The sequence below is a fragment of the Polaromonas sp. P1_E1_2 genome (genome assembly GCF_056406035.1).
On record NZ_JBFUAZ010000121.1, the window covers coordinates 1 to 8783 of the forward strand.

At 60.6% G+C, this 8783-nt stretch carries 7 protein-coding genes; 5 read left to right on the top strand and 2 right to left on the bottom strand.

The window, feature by feature from the left end; all coding sequences use genetic code 11:
* Nucleotides 1-116: 116 nt before the first annotated feature.
* Both AC1D1P_RS08290 and AC1D1P_RS08295 read right to left on the bottom strand, forming a co-directional pair.
* The gene (locus AC1D1P_RS08290) at nt 117-611 is read right to left on the bottom strand and encodes a DUF192 domain-containing protein (protein ID WP_477669427.1); all 495 of its coding nucleotides are present in this window, start codon (nt 609-611) and stop codon (nt 117-119) included.
* 94 nt (nt 612-705) lie between these two features.
* Entirely contained in the window at nt 706-1011 is a 306-nt protein-coding gene (locus AC1D1P_RS08295) for a hypothetical protein (protein ID WP_457280763.1), read from the bottom strand.
* Nucleotides 1012-1210: 199 nt separating this feature from the next.
* Here AC1D1P_RS08295 and icd point away from each other — a divergent pair, with 199 nt between their 5' ends.
* From icd to sbcB, 5 genes are all read left to right on the top strand, one after another.
* Nucleotides 1211-2470, top strand: a complete 1260-nt coding sequence (gene icd / locus AC1D1P_RS08300) for an NADP-dependent isocitrate dehydrogenase (RefSeq protein WP_457280764.1) — start codon at nt 1211-1213, stop codon at nt 2468-2470.
* Nucleotides 2471-2632: 162 nt separating this feature from the next.
* Nucleotides 2633-3010: an ATP-dependent Clp protease adapter ClpS gene (gene clpS, locus AC1D1P_RS08305; protein WP_457280765.1), complete on the top strand. Its 378-nt coding sequence runs from the start codon at nt 2633-2635 to the stop codon at nt 3008-3010.
* Between the two features lie 69 nt (nt 3011-3079).
* Nucleotides 3080-5416: an ATP-dependent Clp protease ATP-binding subunit ClpA gene (clpA, locus tag AC1D1P_RS08310; protein WP_477669428.1), complete on the top strand. Its 2337-nt coding sequence runs from the start codon at nt 3080-3082 to the stop codon at nt 5414-5416.
* Between the two features lie 125 nt (nt 5417-5541).
* A complete protein-coding gene (cls, locus tag AC1D1P_RS08315; RefSeq protein ID WP_477669429.1) occupies nt 5542-6999 on the top strand; it encodes a cardiolipin synthase in 1458 nt (485 codons plus the stop codon).
* Between the two features lie 20 nt (nt 7000-7019).
* Nucleotides 7020-8489 carry an exodeoxyribonuclease I gene (gene sbcB, locus AC1D1P_RS08320; protein ID WP_477672652.1) on the top strand — a complete coding sequence of 490 codons (1470 nt, stop codon included), beginning with the start codon at nt 7020-7022 and terminating at the stop codon, nt 8487-8489.
* The last annotated feature ends 294 nt before the right edge of the window (nt 8490-8783 follow it).

An 8783-nucleotide genomic window follows, 5' to 3' on the forward strand; every position in this document is an offset into this window, starting at 1 on the left:
TTCCTCTCCAATCTGGTGAACTGGAGTTTTGCCGAGGAMAACTTCGCCTGAGGCGAGAGGCCTTCGCCCAMAAAAAAGCCGACATGAGTCGGCTTTTTTGTTTTAAAAGCGAGAAATCAGCGCTTCGCCTCGAAAATCGGGCCGCCCAGTTTGCTGCCGGCCTTGATGCGTTTTCGCGCAAACCAGCCCTTGTTCATTTCCAGGACAAAGCGCACGGGTTGGGCAGAGCAGTGTGGGTCTGTGGTTTGAGGTTTCATGTCGGCGAGGTTCACGATGGTGCCGTCATCCGCCACAAAGGCGGCGGTCAGCGGCAGCAAGGTGTTTTTCATCCAGAAGCACTGCTGGGCTGGCTGCTCGAAGATAAAAATCATGCCTTCCTGTTGCGGCATTTCCTTGCGGAACATCAGGCCGATTTGCCGCTGTTCCGGCGTGAGGGCCACCTGCGCATCAATCAGGTGCATGCCGGCCGACAGCTTGACGCGCTGTAAATTCATCTGGGGGCCGTCCTGCGCCGAAGCACCCAGGGGCACGAACAGGGCGGCAACAGCCAGCATCTGGGTGAGGCCCTTGAACGCCCCACGAAACAAGACGGTACCGGGTTTGAAAAACATAGAGTCACCACGCATGAAGTTGATCGGCCAGCATAAACGACGCGCATAAAAAATGCCCGCACGCGGCGGGCATTTTGACCGAAGTCACCAGGAATTACTTCTTGGCTTCAGCTTTTGCTTTTTTGGCGGCAGCAGCTTCGGCTTTCTTGGCTGCAGCGGCTTCAGCTTTTGCTTTCTTGTCAGCAGCAGCTTTTTCTTTCTTTGCGGCCTTGGCAGCAGCTTTTTCTTCTTTGGTCATTTTGGCTGGCTTGGCTTCAGCTTTGGCTTCTGCTTTTGCAGCGGGAGCGGCTGGCGTTGCGGCAACAGCTGGCTTGGCTGGAGTAGCCGCAGGAGCGGAAGCTTGTGCGAAAGCACCAGCAGCGAAGAGGCCAGCGATCAAAGCAGCGAGGATTTTGTTCATTTGGAATTTCCTTTGATAACGTTATTGGAAAAAATACCCCGAACTTCTCGGAGGCCCTACCGTAACGAGGCCGGTTCCAAAGCCGTTGACACGATGCCCCCAAATTCTTTTGCTGTATGGTTTTACGGCTAGAATTTAGGGGTTTTTACCTAACTGTTGCGTGGCGTGCCCCTGGACGCCTTGCGCTTACCGGAGACTTTTGTTCATGTATCAGCACATCAAGGTGCCTTCCCAAGGCCAAAAAATCACTGTCAATGCCGACAACTCGTTGAACGTACCTGACGAACCCATCATTCCGTTCATTGAAGGCGACGGCACCGGCGCAGACATTACGCCGGTTATGCTGAAAGTGGTTGATGCTGCTGTTGCCAAAGCCTACGGCGGCAAGAAAAAGATCCACTGGATGGAAGTGTTTGCCGGTGAGAAGTCGACCAAGGTCTATGGCCCGGACGTCTGGCTGCCAGAAGAAACCCTGCACGCTGTTCGTGACTACGTCGTGTCGATCAAGGGTCCGCTGACGACCCCTGTGGGCGGCGGCATCCGCAGCCTGAACGTTGCGCTGCGCCAGGAGCTGGATCTTTACGTCTGTCTGCGCCCCATCCAGTATTTCAAGGGCGTTCCTTCGCCCGTCAAAGAGCCTGAAAAGACCCACATGGTCATCTTCCGCGAAAACTCGGAGGACATCTACGCCGGCATCGAGTTCGAATCCGGCAGCGACAAGGCCAAAAAACTCATCAAGTTCCTGCAGGACGAGATGGGCGTCAAGAAGATTCGCTTCCCGAACACCTCCGGCATCGGTATCAAGCCGGTTTCCAGCGAAGGCACCGAGCGCCTGGTGCGCAAGGCCATCCAGTACGCCATCGACAACGACAAGCCCAGCGTGACCATCGTGCACAAGGGCAACATCATGAAGTTCACCGAAGGCGGCTTCCGTGACTGGGCTTATGCCCTGGCCAAGAAGGAATTCGGCGCTGTGGAAATCGACGGCGGCCCATGGATGAAGTTCAAGAACCCCAAGACCGGCAAGGAAATCACCGTCAAGGACAGCATCGCCGATGCTTTCCTGCAGCAGATCCTGCTGCGTCCCGCTGAATACAGCGTGATCGCTACCCTGAACCTGAACGGCGACTACGTGTCCGACGCGCTGGCTGCCCAGGTCGGCGGCATCGGCATCGCTCCCGGCGCCAACCTGAGCGACACTGTCGCCATGTTTGAAGCCACCCACGGTACTGCGCCCAAGTATGCCGGCAAGGACTACGTGAACCCCGGTTCCGAAATCCTCTCGGCCGAAATGATGCTGCGCCACATGGGCTGGACCAAGGCTGCCGACCTGATCATCAGCTCGATGGAAAAATCCATCGACTCCAAGAAGGTCACTTATGACTTCGCCCGCCTCATGGAAGGCGCAACCCAGGTCAGCTGCTCCGGCTTTGGCCAGGTCATGATCGACCACATGTAAAGCTGGCTCAGCCGGTTTTTCCGAGAACCGCCCGGGAGCAATCCCGCGGCGGTTTTTTTCTTGGCCGCAGAAAAGGAAAAAAATCACGCTTGAATGTCGCGTTCCCGCCACCAATTTCCCTATCAGGCGCACTGGACTACATCGGTGGCTAGAATGAATTCCATGGCAACCAAGTCTCCCAAATCCCCCAACTCTCCGGTGCAGCCCCCAGTCCCGGCTATCAAGCCTGATAACGGCAATGGGGGAGAGTCGGTCGTATTGGAGCGCCGGCCGCAAAAGACCAAGCCCCCGCAGATGTACCAGGTGGTCCTGCTCAACGACGACTACACCCCCATGGAGTTCGTGGTGGTGGTAATCCAGGAGTTTTTCAACAAGGACCATGACACCGCCACGCAGATCATGCTGAAGATCCATCTGGACGGCAAAGGCGTCTGCGGCGTGTTTTCCAGGGACGTAGCGGCGACCAAGGTGGACCAGGTGACCGAAGCTGCCCGGAAAAACGGCCATCCGCTGCAGTGTGTCAGTGAGCCCATTGAATAATCGTAAATCCGGCCAATATTCCCTTCATAAGTCAGTAGAGTTAACCCAAGCAAGCCGAAAGGAAGATCAATGATTGCCCAGGAACTAGAAGTCAGCTTGCATATGGCGTTTGTCGAGGCGCGTCAGCAGCGCCACGAGTTCATCACCGTTGAGCATCTCTTGCTTGCCTTGCTGGACAACCCCAGTGCGGCCGAGGTATTGCGCGCCTGCTCAGCCAATGTGGACGACTTGCGCAAGTCGTTGGCCAATTTCATCAAGGACAACACCCCGCAGGTCGCCGGCACCGACGATGTCGACACGCAGCCCACGCTGGGCTTCCAGCGCGTGATCCAGCGCGCCATCATGCACGTACAGTCCACCGGCAATGGCAAGAAGGAAGTCACCGGCGCCAATGTGCTGGTCGCCATTTTTGGTGAAAAGGATTCACACGCCGTGTATTACCTCCACCAGCAGGGCGTAACCCGCCTGGACGTGGTGAATTTCATTGCACACGGCATCAAGAAGAGCGACCCGCCCGAACCAGCCAAGGCTGGCGAGAGCGCCGCCGAGAACGAAGAGGGCGGCGAGAAGAACGAAAAAGCCTCACCGCTTGAGCAATTCACCGTCAACCTGAACCAGCTCGCCAGGGACGGCAAAATCGATCCGCTGATCGGCCGCCAGTATGAAGTCGAGCGCGTCATTCAGATTCTCTGCCGCCGCCGCAAGAACAATCCGTTGCTGGTCGGTGAGGCCGGTGTGGGTAAAACCGCGATTGCCGAGGGCCTGGCCTGGCGCATCACGCAAAAAGACGTGCCCGAGATCCTGGCCGAAGCCAATGTGTACTCGCTCGATATGGGCGCGTTGCTGGCCGGCACCAAGTACCGCGGTGACTTCGAACAACGCCTGAAGGGCGTGCTCAAGGCACTGAAGGACAAACCCAACGGCATCCTCTTTATCGACGAAATCCACACCCTGATCGGTGCCGGTGCGGCCTCGGGTGGCACGCTGGATGCGTCCAACCTGCTCAAGCCGGCGCTGTCCAGCGGCCAGCTCAAGTGCATAGGCGCGACCACCTTCACCGAATACCGCGGCATCTTCGAAAAAGATGCGGCCCTGTCGCGCCGCTTCCAGAAGGTCGATGTGGTCGAGCCTACCGTGCAGGAAACGGTCGACATCCTCAAGGGCCTGAAGTCGCGCTTTGAAGAGCACCACAGCGTCAAGTACGCCGTGGCSGCCCTGCAGGCYGCKGCCGAGCTCAGCGCCAAGTACATCAACGACCGCCAYCTGCCCGACAAGGCMATTGACGTGATCGATGAAGCCGGCGCYGCCCAGCGTATCCTGCCCGCGTCCAAACGCAAGAAGATCATCACCAAGGCTGAGGTCGAAGAGATCGTCGCCAAGATCGCCCGCATCCCGCCCGCCAATGTCTCCAACGACGACCGCGGCAAGCTGCAGACGCTCGAGCGCGACCTGAAGAGCGTGGTCTTCGGCCAGGACAAGGCCCTTGAAGTGCTGGCCTCGGCCGTCAAGATGGCGCGCTCCGGCCTGGGCAAGGACGACAAGCCGATCGGCTCCTTCCTGTTCTCCGGCCCCACGGGCGTCGGCAAGACGGAAGCTGCCAAGCAACTGGCTTACATCATGGGCATCGAGTTGATCCGCTTCGACATGTCCGAGTACATGGAACGCCACGCCGTGAGCCGCCTGATTGGCGCACCTCCGGGTTACGTCGGTTTTGACCAGGGTGGCCTGCTGACCGAGGCCATCACGAAGAAGCCGCACGCCGTGCTGCTGCTTGACGAGATCGAAAAGGCGCACCCGGACATCTTCAACGTGTTGCTGCAGGTCATGGACCACGGCACKCTGACGGACAACAACGGGCGCAAGGCCGATTTCCGCAACGTCATCATCGTCATGACCACCAACGCCGGTGCCGAGACGATGAACAAGGCGACCATCGGCTTTACCAACCCGCGCGAGTCCGGCGACGAGATGGCCGACATCAAGCGCCTGTTCACGCCCGAGTTCCGCAACCGCCTGGACGCGACTGTCAGCTTCAAGGCACTGGACGAAACCGTCATCCTGCGCGTGGTCGACAAATTCCTGCTGCAGCTTGAAACGCAACTTGCCGAGAAGAAGGTGGAAGTCACCTTCACCGACACGTTGCGCAAGTACCTCGGCAAGAAGGGCTTTGATCCGCTGATGGGTGCCCGCCCGATGCAGCGCCTGATCCAGGACACGATCCGCCGTGCGCTGGCCGACGAGCTGCTGTTTGGCCGGCTGACCGACGGTGGCCGCCTGACGGTGGACATGAAGGTCACGACGGACGAGAAGGGCGTTGAGACCGGGGAAGTCCAGCTCGACATCCAGCCGCTGCCCAAGAAGGAAGGCAAAGCCAAGCCGGAAGCCGAAGCGGCAGAGACCAACTGACCATTTCGCGGATCCACCAATCCAGCGGAGCGGATAGTTCCGCGCACCCAAAAAAGGSCGGTAGCATCACGCTATCGGCCTTTTTTCATTTCACCCGCGCTTCCTAAAACAAAAGACGCCCCGCCTTGACCCTTCCCGAACTCAGCTCAGAATGGAAAACCGGCCTCTCCCTGGCATGGAGTGCCTACATTGCCGTGCTGTCGGTCTGGATCGTGATGCAAAAGCGCGCGCCGGTCTCCACCATGAGCTGGATCCTGTCGCTGGCCTTGCTGCCGTTTGCCGGCTTCGTGATTTACTACTTCCTCGGTCCCCAGCGCCTCAAAAAGCAGCGCCTCAAGCGGCTGCGCAGCCGCGCCGGCGCGCGTGGCGATGCCGATCTGGCCCAGTTGCAGGGCGTGGCCGAAAGAGCACCTCCGGCCCTGCGGCAGATGACCGCCCTGGGAACCGCCGCCTGCGGTCTTCCGGTGTCCAGTGCTACCGGCGTCCAGCTGCTTTCAGGGGGTGCGCATACCTTCGACAGCATCTTCGACGCGATCCGCGACGCCCGCCATCATGTGCACCTCGAGTACTATATTTTTGAGCCCGACCGCATCGGCACTGCCCTGCGTGACCTGCTGGCCGAAAGGGCTGAGCAGGGCGTCAAGGTACGGCTGCTGGTCGATGCGCTCGGCTCCAAGCGGCTTGGGAGCCGGTTTCTGGCGCCACTGGAGGCTGCCGGCGTCGAGATTGCGTTCTTTCACGATACCCGCATAGGCCGCCGCCTGCGCCCGGTGACCAACTACCGTACCCACCGCAAGATCGTCGTCTGCGACGGCCGCGTCGGCTTCACGGGCGGCGTCAACATCACCGATGAAGAAGACCGGCGTACCCGCGCCGATGCCTACCATGATGTGCACCTGCGCATTGAAGGCAGCGCGGTGCGATGGCTGCAGACCACCTTCCTGGAAGACTGGACCTACGCCACCGGCGAATCGATAGCCGACACGGACGGGACCCTTCCGCACCTGCTGCCCCTCCTGGTGCCCGACGAAGAAGCCGGCGACATTCCGGTGCAGGTGGTGACCAGCGGGCCGGACAACATGCTGGAGCCGATTCACCGCATGCACCTGGCCGCCATCAATGCCTCCACCCAGCGCGCCTGGCTGACCACGCCTTACTTCGTGCCGGGAGAGCCCGCGCTGATGGCGCTGACCAGCGCCGCGCTGCGCGGCGTCGACGTGCGCCTGCTGGTGCCGCGCCGCAGCGACAGCTTTATTGTCAGCGCCGCGGCGCGCTCCTACTTCGACGAACTGATCGCTGCCGGTGTCAAGGTCTGGGAGTACAAGGCCCGCATGCTGCACTCCAAAACACTGGTCGTCGACGACAGCTGTGCCATGGTCGGCACCGCCAATTTCGACAACCGCAGTTTTCGCCTCAACTTTGAAGTGATGGCCGTGGTCTACGGCCCCGCGCTGGCAGGGCCGCTCGCTGCGCAGTTTGAAACCGACCTGCTCAGCGCCGCGCCTGTGCGCGCACATCGCCCCCAGAATTTTTTGATGCGCCTGCTCGATGCCACGGCGCGGCTGTTTTCCCCCTTGCTCTAATTACCTACTTCGAGTTCTTCATGCCCCACACCTTCCTCTGGCACGACTACGAAACCTTCGGCATCAACCCGCGCCGTGACCGGCCCGCGCAGTTTGCCGGCATTCGCACCGACGCAGAGCTCAATGAAATCGGCGAGCCGCTGATGATTTATTGCAAGCCGGCCAACGACTACCTGCCCAATCCAGAGTCCTGCCTGCTCACCGGCATCACTCCCCAGTTGTGCATGGAGCGTGGTGTGGCCGAGCACGAATTCGCCGCGCAGATCGAAGCCGTGCTGGCCGAGCCCGGCACGATCGGCGTGGGCTACAACACCATCCGCTTCGACGACGAAGTCACGCGCTACCTGTTCTGGCGCAACCTCATTGACCCGTATGCGCGCGAATGGCAAAACGACTGCGGCCGCTGGGATCTGCTCGATGTCGTGCGCATGGCCTATGCGCTGCGGCCCGAAGGCATCGCCTGGCCGCTCAAGCCCGATGAACGCAGGCCGGACGACGCCAGCGCCGTACGCCCCAGCTTCAAGCTCGAAGACCTGGCGCGTGCCAACGGCCTCATGCACGAGTCGGCGCACGACGCCCTGTCTGACGTGCGCGCCACCATCGCGCTGGCCCGCCTGATCCGCAAAGCGCAACCCAAGCTCTTTGATTTTTGCCTGGGCCTGCATAAAAAAGACCGCGTGGCCGCAGAGCTGGGCCTGCCCACCAGCCCGCAAACGGCCCAGCCGTTTTTGCACGTCTCGGGCATGTTCCCGCCAGAGCGCGGCTGCCTGGCCGTCATGTGGCCGCTGGCAACGCATCCGACGAACAAGAACGAGCTGCTGGCCTGGGACTTGTCGCAAGACCCGAGTGAGCTGCCTTTGCTCGACGTTGCCACGCTGCGGCAACGCCTCTTCAGCAAATCGGCCGAGCTGCCCGAAGGTGTGCTGCGCCTGCCCATCAAATCGGTTCACCTGAACAAGTCACCCATGGTCGTGCGCAAGCTCGCCACGCTGTCGCCGGAGATGGCGGCCAAATGGAATGTAGACATCCCCGCAGCCCTGGCCAACGCCGAGAAAGCGGCCAGCCTGCCCGACATGAGCGCCATTTGGCCCGAAGTCTTCCAGCGGCCCAAAGAGCCCACGCCGGATGTCGACGAAGACCTGTACGGCGGCTTCATCAACAACACCGACCGCCGCCGCCTGAACCAGTTGCGCGCCTTGTCACCCGCCGAGCTGGCCCACGCCCGCATCGGCTTTGACGACGAACGACTCGGGGAGCTGGTGTTTCGTTACCGGGCACGCAACTTTGCCGAGACCCTGTCGCCCGAAGACGCGGAACGCTGGGAGGCGCACCGCGCTGCGCGCCTGCTCGAAGGTGAGGGCGGGGCGCGCAATGTGGATGCGCTGTTTGCCGAGATTGATGTGTTGGCGGAGACGGCGGATGAGCGGGGGGAGGCGGTTCTTGGGGCGCTTTATGAGTATGCGGAGATGATTGCGCCTGAGATGTCTTAGGTGGTTTTTGTTGATCGGGCTTGTTCTGGCTTGGATGCTCTCGTCTGAGGGTTGCTGGCCGGGGGTAGCCCGGCGGCTACTCACTTTCTTTTGCTTCGCCAAAAGAAAGTAAGCAAAGAAAAGGCGACCCTGCTGTCTGCGTCCCTCCGCTTCGCTACGGGCAACCTGCGGTGCTCGGTCCAGGCGGGGTCTCGCTCGAACTCGCCTTCGGCTCAGACAATCGCGATCCCTGATCCGCCTGAACCTGCGCTCCTCGGCGCATACAGAAGGGCTAATCGGGAGCGGGGACTGAAG

Excerpts from the sequence above, each read along its gene's own strand:
- AC1D1P_RS08290 (WP_477669427.1), bottom strand. The coding sequence starts at position 611 with ATGTTTTTCAAACCCGGTACCGTCTTGTTTCGTGGGGCGTTCAAGGGC.
- AC1D1P_RS08295 (WP_457280763.1), bottom strand. The coding sequence starts at position 1,011 with ATGAACAAAATCCTCGCTGCTTTGATCGCTGGCCTCTTCGCTGCTGGT.
- clpS (WP_457280765.1), top strand. The coding sequence starts at position 2,633 with ATGGCAACCAAGTCTCCCAAATCCCCCAACTCTCCGGTGCAGCCCCCA.
- sbcB (WP_477672652.1), top strand. The coding sequence starts at position 7,020 with ATGCCCCACACCTTCCTCTGGCACGACTACGAAACCTTCGGCATCAAC.